The following is a 25729-nucleotide window of genomic DNA, read 5'->3' on the forward strand; positions in this document are numbered from 1 at the left end:
TTTGGCATTAGAAAGGATCAGTTTGTTTTTTGATTGATCCTTTCTAATGCCCTAGCAAACGCAGTGCGGTAGTTGTACTACGAAAAAAATATCAAATTTTAATGTCCACTTTCTTGACAGAAGTCCATTAGCATCCAATTTTAAGTTTTTTTGCTTCAGAATCTATAAAAGATAAGAGATCGTTCGTTTCTAAAAATGTATTCGTCATAACAGTGATAACAAAATGGAGTATTTACTGTAGGTGAAAATATCCACTCTATGGATTGTTATATTTTTTAACATGATGATTAACATCGATAGTATATAACGAGTGCAACATGTCTTTTTGTCGAAATCCGCTTGGGGATTGTGATGAATTTGTGACGTTTTTATTTGGTGAAGCGAGTTTTATTATTGGTTAGTTAGTTTTCGTTACATATGATGTTATAAAAGGTTACAAAGTTTCGTTTTTTACAATAAAACAATGAATGAAACGATTATTCTTAAGGAGACGAAACAATCGAAAGGAAAGAGGGATGGATACTTGTAAGGGGATCAAAGAGATTTCCTGAGATTAGTTCATGGATTTTTAAAAAGTTAGTTTAAAACCATTTATATAGGAGGAATATCTCATGCAAATTACCGAAAATACGAAAGTAACACATCCTTTGGAGCCACTATCAGGTAGGGAAATTACAGAAGCGGTTAAAATTTTAAGAGAGAAAAAGAATCCGAGTGCCAATGTAAGATTTGCACAAGTACTATTAAATGAACCGAATAAAGAAGTTGTTATTAATTTTAATGAAGGAGATCCGATTGAACGAGAAGCTTTTATTATTCTTTTAGAACCAGATACGAACGAAACATTTGAAACAGTAGTTTCTCTGACAAGAAAAGATATTGTTTTGTGGGAGCGAATTCCTGATGTTCGACCAGGATTTTTGTTAGATGAATTTGATGCAGTGGAAGAGTTAGTCGTAAATGATCCTAATTATCAAGCTGCTCTTTTAAAACGAGGTGTTACAGACTCAAGTTTAGTAATGGTAGATCCTTGGTCTGCTGGTCACTTTAATATTAATGAAGACGAAGGTAAACGACTAGTTCGTGCCCTAGCTTGGGTAAGACCCGCTGCTAACGAAAATGGTTATGCTTATCCTCTAACAGGTCTTGTAGCTGTAGTTGACGTAAATAAGATGGAGATAATAAGAATTGAAGATTATGGTGTAAAACCACTTCCACCTACGGAAGGAGCTTACACACCAGAAGAAGCAAAAAGCTATGAGATTGAAGCACGACAAGATGTAAAACCATTAGAAATTATTCAACCAGAAGGTCCGAGCTTTAAAGTTGAGGGGCATTCGATTGATTGGCAAAAGTGGAAAATCCGTTTTGGATTTACTCCTAGAGAAGGTCTTGTTATTCACACAGTAGGATATGAGGATAAAGGGGAAGTGCGACCTATACTTTATCGTGCTGCATTATCTGAAATGGTTGTTCCTTACGGGGATACAAACCCAGCCCATAACTGGCAAAATGCTTTTGATGCAGGGGAATACGGTATAGGGCAGCTTGCTAACTCATTAGAGTTAGGCTGTGATTGTGTTGGACATATTCAATACTTCGATGCGATCATGTCAAATAGTAAAGGTGAACCGTTTACTGTAAAAAATGCTATTTGTCTCCATGAGGAGGATTATGGAATTGCGTGGAAACATACAGATTGGAGAACGAATCAAGTAGAAGTACGTCGTTCACGTCGTCTTGTCATCTCGTTCTTTGCAACTGTAGCAAATTACGATTACGGATTCTTCTGGTCATTCTATCCAGATGGCACGATTGAATGTGAAGTAAAACTAACTGGAATATTAAATGTTGGTGCGCTTGAAGAAGGAGAAGTACCGAAATATGGAACAGAAGTTGCTCCACAAGTAAATGCGCCATATCATCAGCATTTCTTTAATTTCCGTATCGATCCAATGATTGATGGGATGAAAAACTCGCTTGTAGAAACGCATACAGTAGCGGAAAAATCAGGTCCAGATAATCCTAATAATAATGCATTCTATGCTGTATCAAAAACGTTTAAAACAGAAACAGAATCAGTTCGCAATATTGATTTGCCGTCACAAAGAACGTGGAAAATTGTTAACCCTAATTCTAAAAACTTTGTCGGTCAACAAGTGGGATATAAGCTTGTCACTGGTGAAAACTGTCTTCCGTTTGCGGCTGATGATGCAACAGTCATCCAACGTGCGGGATTTATTAAAAATCACCTACATGTAACGAAATTTGACCGTGATCAAATGTATGCTTCTGGAAAATATCCGAACCAGCATAAAGGTGGAGATAGCTTAGAACATTATGTGAAAGCTGACCGTTCAATTGAGAATGAGGATATTGTTGTATGGTATACAATGGGTCATCATCATATTACTCGTACTGAAGATTGGCCGGTGATGCCTACTGCATATCAAAGTTTTCAATTAAAACCAGTAGGATTCTTTGATCGTAACCCAGCTCTTGATTTACCACGTCCTGCACCAAAAAAATGGGCAAGTTGCCATTGATCCGAGGGTGATTCATATTCTTTAAAACATAGAGGGGGTATACTACCTCCTCTATGTTTTATCTAGTAACAGGTGGTGTTAGTATGCTATTTATTAATTCGATTCTAATTTTCATTTATTTAGCATTTTATATTTTGATCGTTTATCCTAAAAAACAATATATTCAATCCATGTTGGCCAAAATGATTTGTATGACCATTGGAATGACAAGTAGTTTACTAATTGGTTTAATGGCGGGGGTTGTTTTACAAGGGAATTTTGCGATATCAACAATTGTAGCGATAGTCATCAGTTTTGTGATTGCTTTCTTAATAGGTAGCCCGTTTGGTTCAATGGCTTCAATGGAGGCTCTATGTTCAAGTTTGATGGGTGCTATGATGGGAGCGATGGTAGGGGAAATGCTACCTAGTGAAGGTGTGAATGTGTTGCTATTTTTTATGGATAGTATTTTCATTGTAAGTATGGCATATGTGTTCATTTTAATTAAAAAAGAAGAACAAAAAAGTAATACGTTGGCTCCTAAACGCAATTCATCTTTTTCTGTTATATTCACCATTATTATTCCGATCCTCATTATTGGTGCAATTCATTTCATAGATAATAAAGGTTTGCAAAATCAAAGTGAAAAGATCGATCACAGTCAAATGCACCATTAATAATTTTTTTCAATATTTTAAAAAACTGTTGAGTTAAAAATATTGAAATATTAATTTTGGGAAGGTTTACAAAATGAAATGAATAGAGGTGACTAATAGAAAACTTATGCAAGAGGTACAGTTTAATATAATAGGAGGGTTAATTGATGATATCTTTGTTGAAGAAAAGACATTATTTATTCATTATCGTTTTAACACTATTTACATTCTTCCCATTAAATGTATTTGCTGCAACAAGCGTGCCTACTATTGATACAGGGGATACAACGTGGATTCTTATTGCTACTGCACTCGTTTTATTCATGCATGTACCAGGCTTAGCGCTATTCTATGGTGGACTTGTTAGTGATCGAAATGTTGTTTCAACAATGATGCACAGTTTTGTAAGTCTTATAATTGTTAGTGTTGTTTGGATACTATGGGGATATAGTCTTAGTTATGGGACATCTACTGGTGGTTTCATAGGGGGGGCTTGATTACCTAGGATTTAATGATGTTGGTGGAGAAGCTGCGCTGGGAACGTTAACAATTCCACATTACCTTTTCGCTATGTTACAAACTGTCTATGCAGCCATCACGGTGGCTATCATTTCAGGAGGGATTGCTGGCCGTATTTCTTTTTCGGCATGGGTGATATTTGCTGTCCTCTGGCCTACCTTTGTTTATGCGCCAATGGCTCACTGGGTATGGGGAGGAGGCTGGCTTTTCCAAATGGGAGAGCTTGATTTTGCTGGAGGAACTGTTGTGCATATCCTGTCTGGAGTAAGTGCACTTGTAGCTGCATTGATGATAGGTCCTAGAAGAGGGCACCTTACAAGTGAACAACGTCCTCATAATATTGTTTTATTTTTGTTTGGGGCTGCTACGCTTTGGTTCGGTTGGTTTGGATTTAACGGTGGTAGTGCCCTTGCTTCTGGAGCAACTACATCTCTTGTCTTTGCGACTACCCACGCTGCTGGAGCGGCAGCTGGACTTTCTTGGCTTATTATTGAATGGATCTTGCGTAAACGTCCAACACTGATAGGGACAGCTACCGGAGTTATTGCTGGTTTAGTTGCCATTACTCCTGGAGCGGGGTTTGTCACAGTTCTTTCTGCTTTAATAATTGGTTTAGCCGCAGCACCTGTTTGTTATTTTAGTATTAACTTTTTGAAGGCTCGTTTGAAGTATGACGATACGTTGGATGCATTTGGAGTCCATGGAATGGCTGGTATTTGGGGAGCGCTTGCTACAGGTATTTTTGCAACAACAGACGTGAATTCGGCTGGAAATAATGGCTTACTTTACGGTAATCCTGAACAACTGCTCCATCAATTTGTTGGTGTAGTAACAGCCGTTGTTTTAGGAGTTGTAGGTACATTTATTATTTTAAAAGTAATTAGCTTATTTACATCTTTACGTGTGAAAAAAGAAGATGAATTGCTCGGCTTAGATTTAAGCTTCCATAAAGAACCGGCATATCATTCAATTAGTCAATCAGATAATATGAACACATTAAGCTCAAAATCTGAGCATGGCGCTTCATAATGAATTTTTGCTAATAAACTAGAATAGGAAAAGGAGCTCATTAAATTATTCCCTTGGGTATAGTAGTGAGAGCTCCTTTTTTATTGTCGTTTCAGTATTGAGAGGCAATAAAAAGATTTTTATGATAAATAGAAAAAGACATATACGGAGCGATCTATTTACTGAGAAAAGGCTTCAATAGGATGGCTTTAAATGGTGGTAGATGGAAGACACTATTTGGAGGGGCGGCGAAGATAATGCTTTGCCGCACAATTTATTATTTTTCATTTCCACTTTGAGTGAATGGATATTCTTTCATTCAAAATGATTTTTGTCCCAACCTACTTGAACCTTCCCTGTACCATTGTAATCAGGGCATCTCTTTTAATGGTTGGAAAGAAATCCGCACTTGAGCAAACTTTCTCCATACAACATCTGCAAATTTTCATATAGGACAAGAAATCTCTTCCTTCGTTTAGAAGTGCTATTCAAATGAATACATTGTAATTGGGATTCTCTCTTTTTATCGTAGATTAACGGCAGTAAACCCCCGACTTCAGGACTTCATGGAGAAGCAAAAGAAGAGGGGGATTTGTTCAAATATCAGAATTTATAATTTTAGGCTTCGAGAATTGTCCAGCGCAAGGCTTATGACCTCGAGCCGATAGACGGGCGTCTTACGCTTTTCTTGGTTAAGGCTAAGTAAGTCTCGTTGAAAATCAGGAGAGTAAAGAAAAAAACACTGATGTAAGCCTCACTTAATAGCTGCTGCAGTTCGTTCATGAATCTACAAATATGGGGAAATATTTACGAAGTCTTCACTTGTTAGAAAAAAAGCTTACAGTCTTGTTATTTGCTTTCGGTTGAATCAACAGGGGAGAGAAGGCGAAATTATTCTTTTACTAGAATTTCGCCTTCATTGTTTTGACCGAGAGTATTATCTTTTAATTGTTGTAAATCCTCATCGGAAGCAACGCGAAAAATCAATTCCAACTTAATCTGATCTTCAGTGACTCCATGTGCTTTACAAATACATTCCTGAAATGATTTATTATATTGGATCATCATTAATAAATCATTAATATCTGCGACACCAAAAACCTCTTTCACAATATCCCCATATCTCAATTGTGAACCAGTTGCGAATTTACTGATACCATCTTCAGGATTTTCTAAATAATAAATTGTATCAATTTTTAATTCCATCCGTAACATCCTTCCAAAACATTTATTTTTTAACGTTTCCTAGCCCGGTTTGAATTTGTGGGCTGGAATAATAGATTGACATTGTGAACTCACATACTTCATCGGCATGATTTCGATAAACATGATTAGTATCGGAATCGAAGGAGATTGAGTCACCAATTTCTAATGTATGACCATTTTCTTCACCAATTTCGATGGACAAATGACCAGAATGGACAGTGATTGATTTTAATACGCCAATTCCTGTTGGGGCAGAAATGTGCTTGCACCCAGGTAACATCCGTATACGATAAATTTCTACAGGTATACCAGGAGAGGCAAATGTGTTATATGTTTCAAACAAATTATTATCTTCCTGAAAGAAAGGTTGTTCATCTTTTCTAAGAATCTTAATTGAAGGATCCTTTATTAGGAAAGAGGCAAAGGGAATTTGTAATCCTGCAGCTATTTTCCAAAGAACAGCTACAGTTGGATTGGAGGTGCCACGTTCAATTTGACCTAGCATAGGTTTACTAACACCTGTTAGATCAGCAAGTTCTTCCAATGATAATTGTCGCTGTTGGCGATGAAACCGTAAACGTTGTCCAATTTGAACAGATAAGAAGTTTTTATCCATAAACTACTCCTTAAATGAAATGTTATATTAAACTGTTTATTATATTATAACATATATTTCATTGCTAGTTTTTTAAAACTATTGTTAAAAATTTTCTGAATATTGGACGTGAGGGATTGTCAGATAAGTCTGTATGTTTTATGATATAAAAATAATATTATAACATACAATTTTGGTTATGTTTTAAGGAATCATTAAATAATAAAAAGTGCGAATATTGACAACTATCAATTTCATTTTGTGCAAAAGGAAGGGACATCTTATGGAATACTCATTTGCAGAGCAAACAAAAAACTTTAAATCATCGGCTGTTCGGGACATATTAAGTGTCATTCAACAAGGAAACGTGATTTCATTTGCAGGCGGCCTGCCTTCAGAAGATCTATTTCCTTTAGATGAAGTTCAGAAAGCATATGAAAAAGTATTTGCTTCAGGAAAATCGTCTTTACAATATGGTTTAACTGAAGGATTCACACCATTGAGAGAAGCAATTCAAACGAAAATGGATGGCAAAGAAATTCGAACATCATTAAATAATTTGCTGATCACAACTGGTTCACAGCAAGCAATTGATTTATTCTCAAGAGTTATTCTTTCTCCCGGAGATGTTGTATTAACGGAAGATCCAACCTATTTATCGGCATTACAGGTGTTTAGATCCTACGGTGCCCATGTAGTGGCGGTCAGCAGTGACGAAAATGGAATGGAATATGAGGATTTAGTAGCGAAAATAAATGAGTATCAACCGAAATTTATTTATATCATTCCTACATTCTCTAATCCTGATGGAAAGGTTTGGAGCACAGAACGACGCCAACAACTTTTAGACCTCTGTTATGAACATAATGTACTTATACTTGAGGATGATCCTTATGGAGATATTCAATTTCATGAGCGAGAAACCTATCCACCAGTTGCATCGTTAGATCAGAAGCAAAGCCATGTTTTGTATACGAGTACGTTTTCAAAGTCAGTTGTTCCTGCATTACGGACAGGCTGGGTAACGGGTCCTACTCCAATCATTAAGATGATGACTCAAGCGAAGCAAATGGCTGATTTGCATTCCAGTTCAATCGATCAACAAGCGCTTTATTATTTGTTACGTGATTTTGACTTGGATGGGCATATCCAGCTGTTGAGAAGAGAATATTATCAGCGGATGACGATTATGAGAGACTGTTTAAATAAGTTAGAGCCAGGTGTATTTACTTGGAAAGAACCAAAGGGTGGAATGTTTATGTGGGTAAAGGGACAGAAGCATCTAAATACAACCACGTTGCTCAATAATGCGGTAGAAAAAGGTGTTGCATTTGTTCCTGGTGCTCCGTTCTATGTTGATCATCCAGAATATAATACATTCCGATTGAACTTTAGCCATCCCACACCTGAAAATATTAAGCTAGGAATGGATCGCTTAGTCGATGTTTTGTTAAATCCGGTAACAAACTAAGAAACGAAAACTTACCTCCTACATATAGTAAGAGTAAATGCTTACTATATGTAGGAGGTGAGGAAAATGTATGCTCGTTTGGTAGTTTTTACATTAGGAAATGAGAAAAGACAAATTGCAGAAAAATTAACGAAAGAATTTGATACGACAACTAGGAAATTAAGCGGTTTTAGAGGAAATGTGTACTTTTTTAATGATCGTGAAGGGGAATATCGAGCTTTAAATTATTGGGATACAAAAGATCATGCGAAAGATGCCAACAGTGTTATGTTTCCAAAATTAGAAAAAGAACTCGAAAACATGAACGTGAAAAAGCCAGTTGTCAAGCTATTCGAAGTATATGATCCTTCAGATAGTAAAGAATTATTGTTTTCTCATATCAAAATATAATAAAAATGAGGAACTGATTAATTTGGTTCCTCATTTTAATAACCTTTATTTTATAAGAACAGTGGATCAAGCGGTACTATAATAATATAGAAAATAAATATGCTAAATAGGATAGCGTTTCCAGTTCCTGGCTCCTCTTGGGTCTACAGCCACTGCTGAATTGAGGGTAAAAACACCTTCTATTCAGCAGTGGCTTATTTGCCCTAGGCTAATCAAGGCGCTTCTGCTTTTGTTCTTTAAGAACTAAACAAGCGCTTCCTGTTACCTGACCTACAATAAATCACCAAGCTCATTATCTGAATAGCTCGCAATTAAAACGACAGCTTTTTCCTCGCCAATATTTTTTACAAAGTGAGGAACACACGCATTCCAACTGAAGGAATCACCTTGTTCAACAATCACCGAATCCTCTCCTTGTTCGGCCAGAACTTTCCCTTCTATGACCATATGGCACTCTTCTCCCTCATGCGCATGTGGATCGCCAGTAGAAGTTCCTGGAGGAAATTCTACAATCATCATTCTCAATCCACCTTTTGACGTTAAATGCTCAATTTTCAAGTTATTAAAGGTTGAGAAGCTTCTTTCCGTTTTTCGAACAACCCTCATATGTTGTTTCTTTTCTAACAGTAGATATGGTAATGGAACCCCTAGAAAGTTTGCAATTGTTTGCAGAGTACTAATGGAAGGGGAAGTATTATTATTTTCGATATTGCTTATAAAACCCTTTGATAGCCCAGTTTCTGCACACATTTGTGCAATCGTAATTTTTTTTCTCTTTCGTATTGCACGAATTTTTGCGCCGATATCCAAGTAAATCACCCCTAATGTTTCCTAATAAAAAACTTAATCACATCGTAGCAAAAAAATCATTGACAATCCACAGAAGAAATTGTTATCTTATAAACAACTAATATTCATATTAAGAAACAAATTGATAGAAAGAATTCTATTATTCATTATTTTTTTGGATATGTGTATTCTTATATGAACATTTTATTCTTAAAAAGATGGAATATTTACCTAGAATTGTTTAGATTATAGGTATTTCATTCAGTTAATAGTTAGATTCTAATGGACGTTGGGATAAGAATACAGAGGCGACTACTATATTTTAAGAGGAGGAGTTAAGATGATCCCATCTTTTTTTATCGCTCATGGGGCGCCATTATTAGCAATTGAAGATAATGAGTACACACAGTTTTTAACAAGCCTAGGGCGTACATTGCCACGTCCAAAAGCGATTGTGCTATTTTCAGCTCACTGGGTATCTGGTGTACAAAATGTAAGTAAAGTTGATGAATACGAAACAATCTATGATTTTGGGGGATTTCCTGATGCTTTATATCAAATTAAATATCCAGCAAAAGGAAACGAGAAAATTTCAAATGAAATAGAAGAATTGTTTACAAAAAACGGTATTTCATATGAAGTGGAAACAAGTCGTGGATTAGATCATGGAGCCTGGGTTGTACTCCGTAAGCTTTATCCAGACGCGGATATCCCTGTTATCTCTATGTCCGTTAATCCGAATCTTACACCAGAAGATCAATATAAAATCGGGAAATCTTTATCTGTGTTAAGTGAAAATGATATTTTAGTTATCGGAAGCGGCGGGACAGTTCATAACCTAAGAGCTGTTAATTTTGGTAAAGACAATGGACAAAGTGATGATTGGGCGCTTGACTTTGATGAGTGGTTGGCACAGCATTTGGAAAATTGGGATGTTGAATCTCTTTTCAACTATGAGTCGTTGGCACCAACTGCAAAGCTAGCGGTGCCTCCATATGGAAATGAACATTTTGTTCCATTTTTCTATGCAATGGGAGTAGCAGATAATAAACGAAATGCAACATTATTGCATCGCAGTTATCGTTACGGAAATTTAAGTCACAGTGTTTGGCAGTTTGGGTAAGAACAAAAGCGCAAGCGCCTTGATCAGCTAGGCGCTGGAGCTGGATGTCATGCGCTTATCCACAGTACAAGAATTTTATAAATTCCTAAGTAATAAAAAGAATAACTTTTTATCATAAAATAATTGGAGGAAAGAAAAATGACGAATAAATATGAGTGGAGTACATTACTTTTACGTGTGGTGCTAGGGATTACTTTCTTTGTTCATGGGCTAGTAAAATTCCAAGGTGGTATTGAAAATACAGTTGGCTGGTTTGATAGCATTGGAATTCCTGGGTTTATGGCTTACGTAGTTGCATTGATTGAATTAGTCGGTGGAGTTGCATTAATTATTGGCTTTGGGACTAAAATTGTCTCTGCTTTATTAGCTATAGTAATGCTTGGCGCGATATTAAAAGTAAAATTAGCTGCTGGCTTTTTAGGTAATGGTCAAATGGCAGGATATGAATTAGACCTTGTTTTATTGGTAATGGCAGTATTTCTTGCGGTTAATGATAGTAAAATGTTATCGCTTGATCAAGTTGTTTTTAAAGGAAAAGAGCAACAACGCGGTCAGACAAAAGCTGTATAAGTAAATAATACGTATGTAATAGTAAAGGCAACTTAGAGCATTACTTCAATTAGGAGTAATGCTCTTTTGATGTTGAAAAAATTGAGCGGGAAATAGGGAAGAATATTAAGTTAATGTTAATAAAATGTAATTTTGGAATTTTATGTTGTTTATTTCCAGGACATGTTATATATTGATTATGGATAAAGAGATACGCTGACTTGACGACAAGAAGCGCTGGAAAGTTCTAAATCGACATGAACTTTTCAAGCGCTTTTTTTGTGTTCTTTTTATCTAAATCATACGTAAACGGAGGAATGTGAAATGGAAAAAACGTGTATGAATATGTCAATGATGGTGTGTATGGAAAGAATGATGTGTGAAATGAACTGCATGAAAATGATGATGACTGAGATGAATACCATGGATTCGGTCATGCTGATCACGAATATGGATCAAATGATGTCTAAAATGCAAGAATGCGATGAAATGATGACATCAATGATGAATATGATGGTCGATATGAAGGAAAAATGCTAGTAAAATAAAAGGAAGCACCTTATCTTAGATAGGGTGCTTTAAAGAATATCTATTTTGAAGAGTGTCCTTTAGTCAATTCAATCTGACGGCCCAATAAGATGCGTTGTTTTTTTAGCTGTTGGATTTTAACATCTAGATTTATATTAGAAGGTTGATGTTTCATTTGATGATAAATACCAAGTATTTCTCCATTCAGACGCTTGTATTTTTCTAACAGTTCGGTAAGCGAATGTAATCGAGACTTTTGATTTTCGTTAACGATAATCTTAAGTTTTTCAATGATTTCTGCCCGCCAAGGTTTATCTCCAATATTTTTCGCATAAAGGTACAAATCTAAATAATCATTTACCTCGATTTGATTCTCTTGAATGTTCATAAACATTCTCCTTTCTTATCTTCAAAAGCTATGCTCTTCTGGAAGTAGCACCATACAGAAAAAAGGCTGTGGTTGCTGAGGCTTCATAGGACCAGTCCCTCCACCTCTCTTGATAAGAGTGTTGTTATTATTTTATTTCCAATAATATTAATCGGAATAAAAGGAATTGTCAAGAGGCGAATATAAAGTATCTACTTTATCCCATTTTTAACAGACCGTAAAATTCCTATTTTAAGATTCAAGCGAAGCAAAGAAGGTAGGTAAAATAGATTTAGGTAAGTCACGCCAACCATCAATGAAGGATAAAGAAAACCCCACTGATGGAAGGCTTGCTTTAGTCCCCCTTTGCCACAAGCCAATTTAAGTGTTGGATTTGTTCGTCTTTGCGCCACTTTTTTGGCATATCGATATCAGAAATGACGTAATGAATATCTGAAATATCGCAAATGCGACAAAAGGATTGATTGTCTATTTTGGTTGAATCAGCTAACAAAAAAACTCGATTGGCATGTTTAATCATCATGGAAGAAGCAATTGATTCTTCCATATCGAAGTCACTAATTTCCGAAAGGTTAATTCCTCCGCAAGAAATAAAGGCCTTATCAAAGCGAAACTCTGAAAGTAACCGACTAGTTAGTGTACCAGAGAGAGACTTTTGATATGGATTTAATGATCCTCCTAAAACGATCACTTTTCCTTCGAAATGATTATTTTCCAACAATCCGTTTAATTCGTTTGCAGCAGCAATCGAATTTGTGACAATCGTAAGGTTTTTAATCCCTTTAATATTTTTAGCTAACTGTAGTGTTGTTGTGCCAACATCAATGACAATGATGTCTCCGTCCTCGATAAAACTTGCTGCTTTCTTTCCAATTGCAGATTTTTCTTCATACATCATATTTTGCTTTTGCTCAAACCGAGGTTCACTCTTTTTAATTGCTCCGCCATGAACACGTTTTAGCTTATTATCCTGTTCCAATATAAATAAATCGCGTCGGATCGTTTCGGGAGTCACATGAAAATGAGTAGCTAAGTCTGTCCCATATACTTTTCCTTTTTCATCAAGTAACTGCAAAATCATATTTTGGCGTTCTTGTGCTAGTAAACTCATGATAGTAAATTGATGCCTCCTCAAGATCCTTAAGTGTTTAAAGGTCATTTATTTTGCTTCGGAATTATCCCATTCATTACAGGCAGTAAACCCCTACCTCAAAATTCAAAAGAAGCAAGGAAGATTGGTGGTTGATATCTACCCTTAAAGATATAGATAAGTTTCGCTTTATTAAATACTAGTACTTTGGATTAGTTCTCTGAAACCCTGCTCAAGCTGACCAAGGTAATTTCGCTTTAATTAAAAATAGGTTATAGCATATTTACCATCATTATAACTGAAACTAGTGGATTGCATATATTGGAAGAATGACTTTTACAATAAATTTACACATTTTTACGTTGGGTTAATATTGTCTTAATGTTTGAGATTTATGATATGACTTGTAAAAACAAAACAAACAAACAAAAAACAAACATTTAAAAGGAGCCTGATTAGATAAACCAGAGAATCGTTTTAGAATGATTATCGGAAGAGGTTTGAACATATCATTAGCAAATACTAGAGGTGAAAGAATGGCGAAAATTCAATTGAACCAATTGTGCAAAGTGTATGAAGGCAATGTGAATGCCGTATCAAATGTGAATTTACATGTGGATGACGAAGAATTTATCGTGTTTGTTGGTCCTTCTGGGTGTGGTAAATCAACGACACTTCGAATGATTGCAGGTCTAGAAGAAATATCATCAGGTGAATTTTTAATTGATGGTAAAAGAATGAATGAAGTGCAGCCAAAGGACCGAGATATCGCCATGGTTTTCCAAAACTATGCACTTTATCCTCATATGACAGTCTATGACAACATGGCTTTCAGTTTGAAATTACGTAAAACACCTAAAGAAGAAATAAAAAAACGGGTAGAAGAGGCAGCGCGCATCCTTGATTTAGAAGCGTACCTTCATAGAAAACCAAAAGCATTATCGGGAGGCCAAAGGCAAAGGGTTGCTCTAGGGAGAGCGATTGTTCGCGATGCAAAGGTGTTTTTAATGGATGAACCATTATCCAATCTTGATGCCAAATTACGCTTCCAAATGCGTTCGGAAATTACGAAACTTCATCATCGATTAAAAACAACAACGATTTATGTCACACATGACCAGACAGAAGCAATGACGATGGCGACGCGAATTGTCATTATGAAAGATGGTGTCATTCAACAGGTTGGAACACCGAAAGAAGTTTATGGTGAACCCGCAAATAAATTTGTTGGCAGTTTTATTGGATCACCAGCGATGAACTTTTTTGATTGTGAGTTAATAGATGGTTCGATAAAAATTGGACAAACCCTATTAAAGACTACCAAACAAGTTTATGAAAAACTTCAAGCTAAGGGATATGAACATAAACCATTTATTTTCGGAATTCGACCTGAGCACATTAATGTGGTTCATCCATCAAATTTATCGGAAGGGCAAAACTTCCCAGTTCAAATTGAGGTAGCGGAGTTAACAGGTGCAGAGACTCTATTATACGCAACAAATGGTGGGCAAAATCTAGTTGCTAGAGTTGAAACAGATCAAGATTTTCGACCAGGAGATTCTGTGACACTTTCCTTTCAATTAGAGCATGTTCATTTCTTTGACACTGAAACAGAGAATCGTATCCATGTAAAATGGACTGTTTAGGAGGGAAGAAAAATGCTTCAAACAAAGGGAAGTGAGATGAAGCTTGCTTCCTATTCAATGCAAATGACACGTGAAAATGAACAAAGCCACTTCATTATTCGCATGTTTATTCCAGAACATTTAGATTCAATTGTTGTTTCATTTTCCTATCAACCGGAAAAAGAAGAAAATCAAGCTGTAATAGACTCGATTATTAAAGAACAAGGTGATCTGTATAACTTAAATCAACAAGAGAAGGAATCGATTTCAAGTTTACGGAACTTAATCACATTATCTGTTACAGACCCGGTTGGATATCGTGGAAGCTGTCACCGATTTGAAACAACGCAAACTGTTAGATTAGCAGCTGGGGGATCGACGCCCGGTATGCTCAATCGATCGATCAAAAGTGGAATGTGGGACTTTGCCTTTAATATGCATGCAGTTGTAACAGAAACATGTCAGCTAGATATTCAAATAAAAGGATTTCATGAAAAGGCAACAAACCGTCGTTGGTTTCAATCACCTTTTGAAAAACTTGAGAAGAAAAAGCATTACCAACTTGGTCCAATTGAGTCCAATGCATCACACACTTATTTAAAAGGTGAAATTCACACGCACACAAACCATAGTGATGGTGGACAAACTGTTGAGGAATTAGTAGGTGGAGCAAAGGCACAGAATATCGATTTTCTAGCAATTACAGATCACAATACGATGAGTGCTACTGAACAAATAGCTAGTTTAGCTAATACTCATCAGGTGAAACTTATTCGCGGGATGGAATTGACAACCTTTTACGGACATTTCCTTACATTGGGTTATCAAGACGATCAAGCTGAGAATTGGGTTGAAATGGGACCTAGCACGTTAGAAGAAACATTGGTGAAAATGAAAGATCAAGGTGTACTTGTTGGAATTGCGCATCCGTATAGTCCAGGGACACCATTTTGTACAGGCTGTCATTGGGAATATGAATTGAAAAAACTTGATTTTGTGGATTTCATTGAAGTGTGGAATTCAGATGATCCACATTTAAGTCCTACTAATATAGAAGCTTTCCAACTATGGACACGATTATTAAATGATGGTCATCAAATTTCAGCTACTTGCGGAAGAGATTGGCATGTACAGCACACAGATAAACAAGTTGCTTATTTATTTGCTTATTTGCCACAAAAACCAACAGAACAGGAAATATTACGTGCAATTCAAAATGGTCACACCTATATCAGCTGTGGTCCTGAGCTTGAATTTACAGCAAACAATCGATATATACCAGGAATGACGCTGCTTTTAGATGAGAAGGAATCTTCCATTCGCATTGGTGTTGCAATTAAGCAAATGGATGAAAAGCATAAAGTCGTCATCGAGAGCAACAATGGGACAGTACTTGAATCCAAGGATCATGAACTAAGTCATTTGATTGAGGAATCCGAAGATTTAAAATGGCTGCGAGTTAGTATTTTTGATGATGCTCACGTCCGTGTAGCCTTTACGAATCCTATTTATATAGAAGATAGTAATCAAAGAGAGCTATAAAAACTTCCTTCATATATAAGGTTGAATGTTTGCTTGCGTTAATTAAATGAAAGGTGAGTGTTCATGGAGATAAAATTAGAAAAACCGGAAGAAATGCCTATAACTATACAAAAAAAAGGAAAACTTTCGGTACTTGGAAAAAACATTTGGCAGCATCGCCAGCTCTATCTAATGTTACTACCATGTATCATATTCTTTATCCTATTTTCTTATTTACCAATGGCGGGTTTAGTCCTTGCTTTCAAAGAGTTTCGATTTGACACAGGTTTATTTGGTGGAGCATGGGTTGGCTTAGAATACTTTGAACGATTTTTTAATGATCCTCAAAGCTGGGTATTCATAAAAAATACGTTGATTATCAGTTCTATGAAGCTATTTCTAGCATTACCTTTTCCAATCATACTTGCGCTTATGTTTAATGAAATAACGAATAACAAAATTCGTGGTATTTTTCAAAGTATTACCTATTTACCCCACTTTTTATCATGGGTTGTCGTCATTGGTATATTACAGCGTATTTTAGCACCTGATACAGGTTTACTGAATGAAGTCATATCGATGTTTGGTGGAGATGGTAGTACATTTTGGTTAATGGAAGAGTCGTCATTTTATCATGTGATGTTTTGGAGCTACATTTGGAAGGATATTGGCTGGAACTCAATCATTTACTTTGCCGCGATCGCAGGAATCAATCCATCATTGTATGAGGCTGCAGCGATTGATGGGGCGAGTAAATTGAGACAAATCTGGCATGTTACGTTACCAGGAATTAGACCGACCATTATTATCTTATTTATTCTTTCACTAGGAAATATATTATCTGCAGGTTTTGACCAGATTTATTTACTCAAAACACCAGGAAATGTGGAAGTTTCTGAAATTATTGATACGTATGTCATTAGTGTTGGGCTTCAAAATGGTCAGTTTGGATATGCAACAGCTGTCGGAATGATGCAAGGTGTTATTGGGCTTGTCTTAGTTCTAGTTGTTAATCATTTTTCGAGGAAAAAATTCAACACCTCAATGTGGTAAGAAACGGTTGCAAGGTCTTAATCAGACTTGACAATACACAAGAAAATTCAAAATGGAAAGCAGGATAATTGTGAAAAAACTTCGATTGATTATGTCATTATTTGTAGTTGCAGTCTTATTTATCACAGGTTGTGCACCAAAAGAAGAAGTTAACATGAGTAAAGAAATTCCTGAAGGAAAACCAGATACATGGATCGCGGATCGTACAATAAAAGGATTAGTCTTCATGAGTGATGGCGACGTTTCTGCGGAAATGAACCCAGAAATTGCGAAAGAATTAAAAGAGAAAACAGGTATTACGTTAGAATTACAAGGGATTTCACAAGAGGACTCTACTCAAGCGTTAACATCAGGATTAGCAGCTGGAGATTTACCTGACTTTATTGCCTATTACTTAAATCATAGTGGACGTCCAGAAATGCAAATTTTATTAAAAGCTGCAAGAGAAGGGATGTTTACAGATTTAACACCAATGTTAAAGGAAACAAAAATCTATTCTAAGTATTTCGAAGAAGGTTATTTACCGACAGATACAAAAGATAATGTTATGTTCCGAGATGAGTTTGGTGGTTCATCGTACTTTGTTCATATGACTGTCCCTAGAAAACCAGGTACTGTTACAACAAAATATGTCGGTGGTCCTTACATTTTAAAAGATATCGTTGATCAACTTAAGATAGATCCAGTATCAATTGATACGACAGAAGAATTGTATGATTTAGCTATAAAAATAAAAGAAGGTAATTTTAAAGATAAGAATGGTAAAGCTATTACACCTATTGGTCCAACTGCATGGGGTGGCGCGGATAAAGATCAAATCTTTAATGATTTAGTATGGACTGGTGATAGTGGTGAAAAGTTTTTAAAGGATGATAACGGCAAATTATTACACGAAAGTCAAACAGATTATGGTATGAAGCGAATTGAGTTAGTTCAAAAATTATTGAATGAAAAATTAATGCACCCTGAGTACTTCACAATGGAAGAAAACCGTGCAAAAGAAGGCATTGTCAATAAATCATTTGGTATCGTTTCAGACATGCATAATTACATCGTTCAAAATAATGATTTAAAATACATTCCACTTGGCCCAATGAACACAGTTGAAGGCGAATATCAAATGCAATTAACTTACAAATCAGGTTATGCTGGATGGTCAATTCCAAGCACGACAGAAAATCCAGAAGATATTGTGAAGTTAGCTGACTTCTTAACGAGTAGAGAAGGTAAATTACTAAGTCAATACGGAATCGAAGGTAGAGATTACACATTAGATGAAAAAGGTAACCCAATTGTTAAACAGGAAGTGTTGGACTTAAAAGAAAGTAACCCAGACGAAGCGAAAAAACTTGGTTTTAGAGGTGTAGGTTCATACTGGGCAGAACATCTAGGTTATACAGATTTAGATCGTTTAGAAGATTTTGGTGAAGCAGAATATGGTGATTCGGCTTCTAAAGCTTCGAATACAGCAGCTACAGAAATTATTAAGATGTGGAAGTTCGACGAGAAATATAAAAATGCTAACGTAATAGATGGTTCAACACCACAAGCATTTATCTTTGAATATGAGAATGGGGCAAATTTAGAGATTGCCTTAACTAAATATAATGAGAGTTTGTTAAGAGCTTATTATAGTAAGGATCTGAACGAAGCGAAACAGATCATGGATGAAGCAGCAGAGCAAATTAAGCAAGCTGGTCTAGATGGATATCTTGAAATGATTGAGAATAAAGAAAAAGAAGGTTTGAACATAAGATTTTAAGACAACTTGATTAACTATTTAAAAATGAGGGAGGCTTCCTTAACTAGGAGGAAGCTTTCCAATTAATAAAATAGGAACGTATAAGTCTTTTGTTTTTGCACTTGCGTAATTCTAAACAGAAAGGGGCTTTATTTTGAAATCCACTAAGATTCAATCAACTAGTAGCCAGCGTTTTTTCAAATGGATTAACTACCTTATTATTATTGGACTCTGTTTAACGATAGTTCTACCATTTCTTAATATATTAGCGTTAGCGTTTAATAGTGGAGCCGACGCACAACGAGGCGGGGTTTATTTTTGGCCGAGAGAATGGAGTTTTGAAAATTTTACAGAGGTTTTTAAACAGTCTGATATTATCACAGGTTTTTATATTTCAGCGTTCCGCACAGTCCTTGGAACCATTTTAAGTGTCTTCCTGACAGCGATGGCTGCTTATGCCTTGAAGAGTAGAACATTACCAGGAAGAAAATCAATTACATTCTTCGTGTTTTTTACAATGTTGTTTAGTGGTGGAATCGTCCCTTATTACATGGTGTTAAAAGAACTTCATTTAACAAATACAATTTGGGTATACATCATCCCACTGCTTTATAATGTTTGGAATATTATGATCATGCGCACATTTTTTATGCAAATTCCTGAAAGTATTGAAGAAGCAGCAAGAATTGATGGCTGTGGGGATTTTAAAATTTTTATGAAAATTATTTTACCAATGAGTAAACCGGTTATTGCGACCATTGCTTTATTTAACGGAGTAGGACATTGGAATGATTGGTTCTCTGGTACATTCTATGTAAGAGATCAAGAATTGAAACCACTGGCAACCTTGCTACAAGAAATGTTAACGAGACAGCAAGCGATGGCGGATGCGCTTTTAAAATCATCTTCTGTCCATTATGAAATGTTAGATAAAATTCAAGTGACTGGTGATTCATTAAAAATGGCAACAATCATTCTTGTCATTCTACCTATCGTTTTAATCTATCCTTTTATTCAAAAGTATTTTGTTAAAGGTGTAAATATCGGTTCAGTAAAAGAGTAAAGAGGAGCTAACATCATGAAAAAATTGAAATTTAATGAAAACGGACAGTTTAAAATTGTTCAATTTACTGATTTGCATGTTGGTGCATATCCATTTGTGGAAGAAGATCTTCAAACCCTGAAATTAATGGAAAAGACGATTTTAGAGGAAAAACCGGACTTGGTTGTTGTAACGGGAGATTTGATTTGGAGTGAAGGTGTCAAGGATCCATTAAAATCATATGAAGTTGTGTTGGATGTATTAAATAAAACAGGTATACCTTTTGCGATTGTTCATGGTAATCATGATACAGAAGAAAACATCACGCGCAGCGACTTGCTTAAAATGGAAGAAACGATTGAACAGGCATTGTCGAAAGATGGTGAAGACATAAAGGGAAGAAATAATTATTCAATCCCAATTTACACATCATCTGAAGAGACGGTTGGATCTGTCCTTTACATGCTTGATTCTGGTGCCCATGATTTATATGAAATTGGGACGTATGAGTGGATCTTACCTGAACAAGTTAGCTGGTTTTTAAGAGAAGCGAAAACTTATCATGAAGATTCATCCAATAAAATTCCAAGTCTTTCATTCTTTCATATTCCTCTACCAGAATATAAAAATATAAATCTCTCAAATGAGACCGTTGGGGTAAAAAATGAAGAGATTTGTTCCCCAGAGCTAAATAGTGGTTTTTACACAGCTTTATTTGAACAAGGAGATGTGATGGCTACATTTGTTGGTCATGACCATGATAATGATTTCTGTGGGAATTATCACGGCATTAGCTTAGGGTACGGACGTGTCTCTGGCTTCAACTGCTATGGTGAATTAACAAGAGGAGCACGCATCATTACGCTATCTGAACAGAAATATTCATTTCAAACATACCTAAAATTAAGTAATGGAGAAGAGACCAACCATTACACACACCATGAATCAACACGAAAGGAAGTCATTTCATGAAAGTAGATTACCATTTTCACCTTGAGGAAGGTCCATATTCTTTATCTTGGATACAAAGAACGATTGAATCCCTTCGTGAGGGTTATCAAACGAAGGGATCGGAATCTAGCTATCAAGAATCACTTCGCTTAGCGGAATTATTGAAAAACCGCATGGATGTTGGCGAGTATTCACGTGAATGGTTTAGCTTGTATTTAAATAAAGCGAAAGAGATTGGTCTAAAAGAGGTCGGGATCGTCGATCATCTGTATCGATTTATCGAATACAAGTCTTATTATGAAAAATATATCGACATTCACTCTGATGAATTGGGAAAGTTACAGAAATACTGGCTGGATCAAATCTGTATTCGTTCAATTGGTGAGTTTGTTTCATTTATAGAAACTGAAAAAAAAGTATGGGAGAAAGAAGGGATTCAGTTAAAGCTTGGAATGGAAGCAGACTATTTCCCAGGTGGAGAAGATGAACTGAAAGAGATATTATCCGAATATCCATACGATTATATTATCGGTTCTGTTCATTTTCAAAATGGCTGGGGTTTTGATAATCCACAAACACAATGGAAATTTGAGGAGACTCCATCACTAAACCTCTATCATATTCATTTTGACATTCTTGAATCAGCGATTAAATCAGACCTCTTCGATATCATTGCTCATTTAGATAATTTAAAAGTGTTCGGTTTTCGTCCAGATGAAAACGAACTAAAACACTATTATGTGAAAATTGCAAAACTACTGAAACAACACGATATCGCAACAGAAGTGAATGCTGGCTTATTTTACAGATACCCAATTAAAGAAATGTGTCCGAGTCCTACTTTTTTGAGTGTTTTAGCCGAAAATGATGTGGCAGTCACAACCTCTTCAGATGCCCATTATCCTGAAGATTTGGGGAAATATAATTCGTTACAACTTGAAATGCTACGATCGAACGGTTTTTCGCAAATTGCAACATTCAGTAAGCGAAAACGATACATGAGAGATCTTAATGAACGTATTGGGACAATGAGCGAGAACAAGTAATGAAAGAGCGAGCTCCCAAAACAGTCACCTTTTGGTTTTTATTCTGGCCATTATTAATTGAACAATTTTTCCAGCTATTATTGGGAAATGTGGATATCTTTATGCTCAGTCATTATTCGGATGAATCCGTTAGTGCGGTTGGTTTGGCAAATCAACTATTAGTCGTTGCATCATTAATTTTCGGGTTTGTAAGTATCGGTACAAGCGTGATATTGGTGCAACTTCAGGCAGGCCAGAAGCTCAAACAAGCATCACTTGTGACAAATCATGCGTTTGTCTTAAATAGTATTAGCGGCATTTTAATTAGCATTGTGTTTGTTTTATTTGGTGAAAATTTATTAAGGATGATGCAAGCACCAGTCTCCATTATGGAAGAGGGTAAGATCTACTTAGCAATTGTCGGTGGCAGTATTGTTTTACAAGCACTAATGGCCACATTGGGAGCTGTTTTTAGAAGCTTTAACTTTGTCAAAGAGGTCATGTATATTTCCGTTTTTATCAATATTCTCAATATTATTGGGAATTATCTTGTTCTCATGACATCATTGCCACTTCCTGTCGAAGGAGTCGAAGGCGTAGCCTACGTAACAGTAATTAGTCGTGTTGTTGGTACAGGAGTATTTATTTGGTTATTTTTGCGAAGATTTAAGGGGAAATTGCCGTGGGTGAACCCATTTCTAATAAAGAAAGAAACAACATTGTCTATTTTGAAATTAGGAATCCCTTCTGCTGGTGAGCATGTTTCCTATAATCTGTCCCAAACCGTGATTACAGGAATGATTGCGTTAATGGGAACGGTCGTTTTGACAACAAAAATATATACACAAACAATATCAGGGTTTGTATTTATCATCTCGTTTGCAATTGCTCAAACGACCCAATTATTGGTAGGTCGCCTGATCGGTGAGGATAAGAAAGAAGTAGGGTTAAATTTAAGTATCAAAATTATGATACGAACACTTATTATTTCCTTTTCATTAAGTTTCATCATCTATGGTGCAGCATCATTTATTGTCCCGATCTTTACAGATAATCTTGATATTCTTTCTTTGACAACAACATTATTGTTTTTCTCCATCTTTCTTGAGCCTGCTAGGGCTACAAATGTCGTACTAATTGGATCATTAAATGCTGCCGGAGATGTTCGATTCCCTGTAATCATTGGAATCCTTTCGATGTGGGTTATATGTGTCCCTCTTAGTTATGTGGTTGGGGTCTATTATGGGTTCGGTCTAGTAGGGATATGGTTGGTCTTTATTCTTGATGAATGGCTTCGCGCATTCTTACTATTGTGGCGTTGGAAGAGTCGTTCATGGATGAAAATTGTCCTGCGGGTTTGACTTTATGTTGTTTACAGTTTGAATTTGAATAGGAGTTCGTTGTGGACAGTTAGTACGATTTGTGTCCAAAGCGACTCCTATTCATACATTAATGAAGTTTCACTCTATCGTCTGTTTGACAAGAAGAACTAGTTGGTTCCTGTCTCACTGACTTTCTCAATCTTATCGACGAACATTTGAAAAACCTTTCTTTTTTCCTCTAATTCTTTTATATATTCTTTAAGTTCTTCATACTTTTCTACAAATGGAATTTGGTAAGTTGTTTTGATCGAATTGATAAGTTCGTCATTTATTGTTGATTGAATGACTTGCTTCGTAATACCAGATTTATATGAATAGAGTTGAAGATCACATTTGACCCTCTCATATTCTTGATCAATTTCATCTTTTTGTTTTACCATTTCTTCCTTCCATTCAAGTAGAGCATCTTTCACATACGGCTCCATAATTTCCCCTCCTCAGCTGATTACCAATCTGTGTATTTCTAAAACAATAGGCAATGGTTTGTATATCTAAATACACTATTGATATTTTTTAACTAATTTATGGGGGTAATAGATTGTATAAACGATTCCATATCCATTCTATATAATAATAGATTTTTTATGTAAAGTAATTAAAGTTTTGTAAATGTATTGTAAATGAAGATACACTACATGATTGATAGACTAATCCCTTAATCCTAGTAAAATGTGTTTATTTTCGGAAGGATTTTACAATTTTCAACCTGATTTCGACATTATTTTTAGGAAATGAGAAAATAGTAGGGTTAAATTATGCTGGTTTTAAGAATATATTCCTGAAATTACTTAATTTACAAAGACGATATATCTCTTTAATACTGACTTAATAGTATATAGATAGAATTTACTTAGAAAAACGAATTACATAATTATGATTTTAAAGGAGAGAGTGAATTGATGGATCGCCGTAAATTTTTAACTTATATGGGAACTGGTACTGCAGCAGTAGTTGCGGCATCGACAGGACTTGGCGCGTTAGCACCTAAAGCTAATGCTGCAACAGCAGATCATTTAATGAATGGACAAGCAAAAGGAAATGGAAAAGCACTTACTGCTCCTTTTAAAGCGATTGGACGTACATGGGATAACGATATAACACTTCCAAAAGGTTACAATTATAACATTATCGCTTCTTATGGAGATAAAATTAATTCAAAAGGTGAAATTTTTGGTGACGCAGCTGACTTAACTGTTTATTTTCCAATGGATACCTTAGAAGGTGGAAATAATTCTGAAGAAGGTTTAATTTGGGTCAACCATGAGTTTCCTGAACCAGGTAACTATATGGAAATGCTAGGAATTAATCCTGATGCAGTTGGTGATGATATTAGTAATTTTCCTAATCTATTAAAAATGGAAAAAGAAGCTGTTGGCGGTTCAGTTATTCATGTTAAGAAGGAAAAAGGAAAATGGGCACTAGTGCAAGATGACAAATATAATCGTCGTGTAGATGGGACAACTAAAATTGAATTAGCAGGTCCTGCAAGAGGAAGTTCTGCAGTAAAAGGAGCAACTTCTGTTGAAGGTTCACTTGGAAACTGTAGTGGTGGACGTACTCTTTGGAATACAGCTCTTTCTTGTGAAGAAAATACGGAATATGGTGACGATTATGGCTGGCCAAACTTTATAGATGAACATTACGGCTGGGTGGTTGAAGTAGATCCTTTCAACCCTGAACGACCCGTTCGTAAGCAAACAGCTCTTGGCCGTTTTGCCCACGAAAATACAGCGATGGGACAAACCAAGGATGGTAGAGTTGTAGTTTATATGGGGGATGACGCTCGCGATCAATGCTTCTATAAATTTATTAGTGAAAAGAAATTTAATCCGAATAATCGTGAAGCAAACATGAATATTTTAGAAAATGGAACATTGTATGTTGCTGACCTTAATAAGCAAACTTGGATTGCTCTAGACTATTCGACGAATACAAAGTTACAAAACTATCAAAAAAATGGTAAAAAGTTCTTCGCTAGCCAAGCAGATGTTTTAACATTTACTCGTGAAGCAGCACTAGCTGTAGGTGCAACAAAACTAGATCGTCCAGAAGACGTGGAAATCCATCCACATGACGGAAGTGTATTTTTAGCATTAACAAATAACTCAAGCCACGGAAATTTCCATGGTCAAATCTATCGTTTTGTACCTGCAAATGGTGACCACGCTAGTGATAAATTCACGTTTGAAGTATTTATTGCTGGTGGACAACAAAGTGGTATTACTTGCCCAGATAACCTTCATTTTGATAGTAAAGGAAACCTTTGGGTTGTTGAAGACTTCGGTGCTACTGAAGATAATCAATATGCTGCATATAAAAACTGTGGTGTATTCATGGTTCCTACAGACGGTAAAAATTATGGAGACCCGTTCCAGTTTGCATCAGGTCCACTAGGGAGTGAATTGACCGGTCCTTGGTTAACTCCTGATGAACGTACTTTATTCATCGATGTACAACATCCTGCTACATGGAATAAATACCCAGGATATACTTTTGGGCGCTCTTGTTTGGTTGCTATCCAAGGTGGGAAATTTAAATAAGATATAGGAGTT

General features: G+C 35.9%; 22 protein-coding genes, 1 pseudogene and 1 riboswitch. Of the genes and pseudogenes, 17 read left to right on the forward strand and 6 right to left on the reverse strand.

The features are described from left to right. The first annotated feature begins 611 nt into the window (after positions 1-611). From K9V48_RS09935 to K9V48_RS09945, 3 genes and pseudogenes are all read left to right on the forward strand, one after another. On the forward strand, positions 612-2546 hold the full coding sequence (locus K9V48_RS09935) for a primary-amine oxidase (RefSeq protein WP_224138799.1): 1935 nt from the start codon (positions 612-614) through the stop codon (positions 2544-2546). A 53-nt stretch (positions 2547-2599) separates the two neighbouring features. Continuing rightward, entirely contained in the window at positions 2600-3202 is a 603-nt protein-coding gene (locus K9V48_RS09940; RefSeq protein WP_224138801.1) for a hypothetical protein, read from the forward strand. Between the two features lie 248 nt (positions 3203-3450). Continuing rightward, a pseudogene (locus tag K9V48_RS09945) lies at positions 3451-4729 on the forward strand (ammonium transporter). A gap of 870 nt (positions 4730-5599) precedes the next feature. Here the strand turns inward: K9V48_RS09945 and K9V48_RS09950 are convergent. Together K9V48_RS09950 and K9V48_RS09955 are read right to left on the reverse strand one after the other, a co-directional pair. Next, entirely contained in the window at positions 5600-5914 is a 315-nt protein-coding gene (locus K9V48_RS09950) for a hypothetical protein (RefSeq protein ID WP_224138803.1), read from the reverse strand. Between the two features lie 22 nt (positions 5915-5936). Continuing rightward, complete coding sequence (locus tag K9V48_RS09955; RefSeq protein WP_224138805.1) at positions 5937-6530, reverse strand: helix-turn-helix domain-containing protein; 594 nt, start codon at positions 6528-6530, stop codon at positions 5937-5939. A gap of 262 nt (positions 6531-6792) precedes the next feature. On the opposite strand from K9V48_RS09955, the gene K9V48_RS09960 reads away from it, so the two are divergent. Beyond that, complete coding sequence (locus tag K9V48_RS09960) at positions 6793-7980, forward strand: aminotransferase-like domain-containing protein (protein ID WP_224138807.1); 1188 nt, start codon at positions 6793-6795, stop codon at positions 7978-7980. Positions 7981-8046: 66 nt separating this feature from the next. Beyond that, the gene (locus tag K9V48_RS09965) at positions 8047-8370 is read left to right on the forward strand and encodes a hypothetical protein (protein WP_224138808.1); all 324 of its coding nucleotides are present in this window, start codon (positions 8047-8049) and stop codon (positions 8368-8370) included. Between the two features lie 270 nt (positions 8371-8640). On the opposite strand, the gene K9V48_RS09970 is transcribed toward K9V48_RS09965, so the two are convergent. Next, complete coding sequence (locus K9V48_RS09970; protein ID WP_224138810.1) at positions 8641-9180, reverse strand: helix-turn-helix domain-containing protein; 540 nt, start codon at positions 9178-9180, stop codon at positions 8641-8643. Positions 9181-9499: 319 nt separating this feature from the next. Between K9V48_RS09970 and K9V48_RS09975 the strand changes: the two genes are divergently transcribed. The 3 genes from K9V48_RS09975 to K9V48_RS09985 all read left to right on the forward strand — a co-directional run bounded on the left by K9V48_RS09975 (position 9500) and on the right by K9V48_RS09985 (position 11371). Next, on the forward strand, positions 9500-10282 hold the full coding sequence (locus K9V48_RS09975; protein WP_224138812.1) for a dioxygenase family protein: 783 nt from the start codon (positions 9500-9502) through the stop codon (positions 10280-10282). Between the two features lie 138 nt (positions 10283-10420). Next, positions 10421-10852, forward strand: coding sequence for a DoxX family protein (locus tag K9V48_RS09980; protein ID WP_224138814.1), 432 nt, complete (start codon positions 10421-10423; stop codon positions 10850-10852). 303 nt (positions 10853-11155) lie between these two features. After that, positions 11156-11371, forward strand: a complete 216-nt coding sequence (locus K9V48_RS09985; RefSeq protein ID WP_224138816.1) for a hypothetical protein — start codon at positions 11156-11158, stop codon at positions 11369-11371. A 49-nt stretch (positions 11372-11420) separates the two neighbouring features. Here K9V48_RS09985 and K9V48_RS09990 read toward each other — a convergent pair whose 3' ends face one another. Both K9V48_RS09990 and K9V48_RS09995 read right to left on the reverse strand, forming a co-directional pair. Beyond that, positions 11421-11747, reverse strand: a complete 327-nt coding sequence (locus K9V48_RS09990) for a hypothetical protein (RefSeq protein WP_224138817.1) — start codon at positions 11745-11747, stop codon at positions 11421-11423. A gap of 12 nt (positions 11748-11759) precedes the next feature. Next, a riboswitch (SAM riboswitch) is annotated at positions 11760-11866 on the reverse strand. A gap of 215 nt (positions 11867-12081) precedes the next feature. Continuing rightward, positions 12082-12858, reverse strand: coding sequence for a DeoR/GlpR family DNA-binding transcription regulator (locus K9V48_RS09995; protein ID WP_224138819.1), 777 nt, complete (start codon positions 12856-12858; stop codon positions 12082-12084). 515 nt (positions 12859-13373) lie between these two features. On the opposite strand from K9V48_RS09995, the gene K9V48_RS10000 reads away from it, so the two are divergent. The 8 genes from K9V48_RS10000 (at position 13374) to K9V48_RS10035 (ending at position 23156) form a co-directional block, all read left to right on the forward strand. Then, positions 13374-14483 (forward strand): ABC transporter ATP-binding protein, encoded by a 1110-nt coding sequence (locus K9V48_RS10000; RefSeq protein WP_224138820.1) that lies wholly within the window; start codon positions 13374-13376, stop codon positions 14481-14483. Positions 14484-14495: 12 nt separating this feature from the next. Then, positions 14496-16004: a CehA/McbA family metallohydrolase gene (locus K9V48_RS10005; protein WP_224138822.1), complete on the forward strand. Its 1509-nt coding sequence runs from the start codon at positions 14496-14498 to the stop codon at positions 16002-16004. A gap of 93 nt (positions 16005-16097) precedes the next feature. After that, positions 16098-17036 carry an ABC transporter permease gene (locus K9V48_RS10010; RefSeq protein ID WP_224138916.1) on the forward strand — a complete coding sequence of 313 codons (939 nt, stop codon included), beginning with the start codon at positions 16098-16100 and terminating at the stop codon, positions 17034-17036. 67 nt (positions 17037-17103) lie between these two features. Then, on the forward strand, positions 17104-18798 hold the full coding sequence (locus K9V48_RS10015) for an extracellular solute-binding protein (protein ID WP_438803880.1): 1695 nt from the start codon (positions 17104-17106) through the stop codon (positions 18796-18798). 133 nt (positions 18799-18931) lie between these two features. Continuing rightward, positions 18932-19840, forward strand: coding sequence for a carbohydrate ABC transporter permease (locus K9V48_RS10020; RefSeq protein ID WP_224138824.1), 909 nt, complete (start codon positions 18932-18934; stop codon positions 19838-19840). A gap of 15 nt (positions 19841-19855) precedes the next feature. Next, the gene (locus K9V48_RS10025; RefSeq protein ID WP_224138826.1) at positions 19856-20791 is read left to right on the forward strand and encodes a metallophosphoesterase family protein; all 936 of its coding nucleotides are present in this window, start codon (positions 19856-19858) and stop codon (positions 20789-20791) included. Further along, complete coding sequence (locus K9V48_RS10030) at positions 20788-21816, forward strand: histidinol phosphate phosphatase domain-containing protein (protein ID WP_224138828.1); 1029 nt, start codon at positions 20788-20790, stop codon at positions 21814-21816. Before K9V48_RS10025 ends, K9V48_RS10030 begins: the two co-directional genes overlap by 4 nt. After that, positions 21816-23156, forward strand: coding sequence for an MATE family efflux transporter (locus K9V48_RS10035; protein ID WP_224138829.1), 1341 nt, complete (start codon positions 21816-21818; stop codon positions 23154-23156). Before K9V48_RS10030 ends, K9V48_RS10035 begins: the two co-directional genes overlap by 1 nt. Positions 23157-23284: 128 nt before the next feature. Here the strand turns inward: K9V48_RS10035 and K9V48_RS10040 are convergent, their stop codons facing one another. Beyond that, positions 23285-23602 carry a hypothetical protein gene (locus K9V48_RS10040; RefSeq protein ID WP_224138831.1) on the reverse strand — a complete coding sequence of 106 codons (318 nt, stop codon included), beginning with the start codon at positions 23600-23602 and terminating at the stop codon, positions 23285-23287. 474 nt (positions 23603-24076) lie between these two features. On the opposite strand from K9V48_RS10040, the gene K9V48_RS10045 reads away from it, so the two are divergent. Next, the gene (locus K9V48_RS10045) at positions 24077-25717 is read left to right on the forward strand and encodes a PhoX family protein (RefSeq protein WP_224138833.1); all 1641 of its coding nucleotides are present in this window, start codon (positions 24077-24079) and stop codon (positions 25715-25717) included. Positions 25718-25729 lie beyond the last annotated feature (12 nt).

The sequence above is a fragment of the Metabacillus rhizolycopersici genome, from assembly GCF_020075705.1.

Bases quoted from the DNA above. Each gene is read 5' to 3' on its own strand.
- K9V48_RS10005 (WP_224138822.1), top strand. From the start codon at position 14,496: ATGCTTCAAACAAAGGGAAGTGAGATGAAGCTTGCTTCCTATTCAATG.
- K9V48_RS09960 (WP_224138807.1), top strand. From the start codon at position 6,793: ATGGAATACTCATTTGCAGAGCAAACAAAAAACTTTAAATCATCGGCT.
- K9V48_RS09995 (WP_224138819.1), bottom strand. From the start codon at position 12,858: ATGAGTTTACTAGCACAAGAACGCCAAAATATGATTTTGCAGTTACTT.
- K9V48_RS10045 (WP_224138833.1), top strand. From the start codon at position 24,077: ATGGATCGCCGTAAATTTTTAACTTATATGGGAACTGGTACTGCAGCA.
- K9V48_RS09940 (WP_224138801.1), top strand. From the start codon at position 2,600: ATGTTTTATCTAGTAACAGGTGGTGTTAGTATGCTATTTATTAATTCG.
- K9V48_RS09985 (WP_224138816.1), top strand. From the start codon at position 11,156: ATGGAAAAAACGTGTATGAATATGTCAATGATGGTGTGTATGGAAAGA.
- K9V48_RS09935 (WP_224138799.1), top strand. From the start codon at position 612: ATGCAAATTACCGAAAATACGAAAGTAACACATCCTTTGGAGCCACTA.
- K9V48_RS09950 (WP_224138803.1), bottom strand. From the start codon at position 5,914: ATGGAATTAAAAATTGATACAATTTATTATTTAGAAAATCCTGAAGAT.
- K9V48_RS10035 (WP_224138829.1), top strand. From the start codon at position 21,816: ATGAAAGAGCGAGCTCCCAAAACAGTCACCTTTTGGTTTTTATTCTGG.
- K9V48_RS10010 (WP_224138916.1), top strand. From the start codon at position 16,098: ATGCCTATAACTATACAAAAAAAAGGAAAACTTTCGGTACTTGGAAAA.
- K9V48_RS09975 (WP_224138812.1), top strand. From the start codon at position 9,500: ATGATCCCATCTTTTTTTATCGCTCATGGGGCGCCATTATTAGCAATT.
- K9V48_RS10040 (WP_224138831.1), bottom strand. From the start codon at position 23,602: ATGGAGCCGTATGTGAAAGATGCTCTACTTGAATGGAAGGAAGAAATG.
- K9V48_RS10000 (WP_224138820.1), top strand. From the start codon at position 13,374: ATGGCGAAAATTCAATTGAACCAATTGTGCAAAGTGTATGAAGGCAAT.
- K9V48_RS10030 (WP_224138828.1), top strand. From the start codon at position 20,788: ATGAAAGTAGATTACCATTTTCACCTTGAGGAAGGTCCATATTCTTTA.
- K9V48_RS10025 (WP_224138826.1), top strand. From the start codon at position 19,856: ATGAAAAAATTGAAATTTAATGAAAACGGACAGTTTAAAATTGTTCAA.
- K9V48_RS09980 (WP_224138814.1), top strand. From the start codon at position 10,421: ATGACGAATAAATATGAGTGGAGTACATTACTTTTACGTGTGGTGCTA.
- K9V48_RS09955 (WP_224138805.1), bottom strand. From the start codon at position 6,530: ATGGATAAAAACTTCTTATCTGTTCAAATTGGACAACGTTTACGGTTT.
- K9V48_RS09965 (WP_224138808.1), top strand. From the start codon at position 8,047: ATGTATGCTCGTTTGGTAGTTTTTACATTAGGAAATGAGAAAAGACAA.
- K9V48_RS09990 (WP_224138817.1), bottom strand. From the start codon at position 11,747: ATGAACATTCAAGAGAATCAAATCGAGGTAAATGATTATTTAGATTTG.